Origin of the sequence: Bradyrhizobium sp. 1 (assembly GCF_023073315.1) — a bacterium.
Classification (GTDB): Bacteria; Pseudomonadota; Alphaproteobacteria; order Rhizobiales; family Xanthobacteraceae; genus Bradyrhizobium.
Map to the genome: position 1 here is coordinate 1 of NZ_JADPJH010000021.1, position 1,125 is coordinate 1,125.

The following is a 1,125-nucleotide window of genomic DNA, read 5'->3' on the forward strand; positions in this document are numbered from 1 at the left end:
GTCAATTGGAAGAAATCGCTACCCGGCCCTCGTCCCCTCAGGCGCTGGGGTTAGCGGCGCGAACGTCGAGGTTGGCGATGAGCACCATGAAGGGCCTGACGCAGCGGATCGCCGGCAAGACAAAGCAGGCCGTTTGCGAAATCATCGGGGATCAGGATCTCCACGAGCAAGGCAAGCTGGAGGTTGAGCGCGGCCGCAACGATTCTGAGAAAGTCCCACCGGCGGCCAAGAAGCCCGCGCAATCGACGTGAACGCCCTCGCACTCCCTTGCGGCAATCCGCAGCCAGCATCTCGCCGCTTCCGGAACCGCAAAGGCGCTCACGGTGGGTTGCGGCCGCCGCGCTGGGTCTGATCAGCAGCACGTTTTCCACTGTCGTCAGCCAGTTGTTTGCCGCGCGCATCGGTCGTGATGCGGCTGTCGACTGGATGACCGTTGCCGCGATTCCCGCGCGCGACTGGGCGCTCGGCGCGGACCCAGCATCGAGCGCAATTCTGGCAGGGATTGCTTTTCATCAATGGGCCGATTTTTCCTGGGCGCTGTTTTTTTCGGCGTGCTCGTCCGATGGACCGCCGATTTGCGGCCGCTGACAATCCTGGCACTGGCGCTGCCTTGGGCCGTATTTTCCTCGGCCACGGAGTGGTTCGTGCTGGTGCCGTTATTTCCGTTCTGGCAGCCGCTGTTCACGCTCCAGCAGCCCTACTGGATCGGCTTACTCGTTCACGGCTCGTTGGCCGTCATGTACCCGCTGTTCGTCCGCCTGCGATGGAAATGGGGCGAGGCGCCGGCGCAAGACGCGCGCATCACCAACGCCGGGATCACCGGCGCAGTGACGCGGTCGCCATGCTCGGGATCGTCGCTGCCTTGGGCAACCACGGCTCCGAACTGCCGTGGACGGGTCGCGACAAGGATGCAGACCAGATCTACATTCGTCACATGACCGCGCATCACGCGCAGGGTATCGAACTCGCGCGTATCGCGGTTGAACGCGCGCAGGACCCGCATTTGCGGAAGCTTGCGATGCTGATGGTCGCAAGCCAGTCCGGCGAGAACCGGATTTTCAAGAACTGGTGGTTGAGCTGGTTCGACACGGAGATTCCGGACTGCAGCACTGAGGAACGCGCGGC

Annotated in this window: 1 protein-coding gene and 1 pseudogene; both read left to right on the forward strand. The window is 63.3% G+C overall.

What is annotated here, in order from left to right:
• Positions 1-251: hypothetical protein (locus tag IVB29_RS16685; protein WP_247504469.1), on the forward strand; the 251-nt coding region annotated here is incomplete at its 5' end.
• Positions 252-288: 37 nt separating this feature from the next.
• A pseudogene (locus IVB29_RS16690) lies at positions 289-1,125 on the forward strand (DUF305 domain-containing protein); the annotation flags it as partial.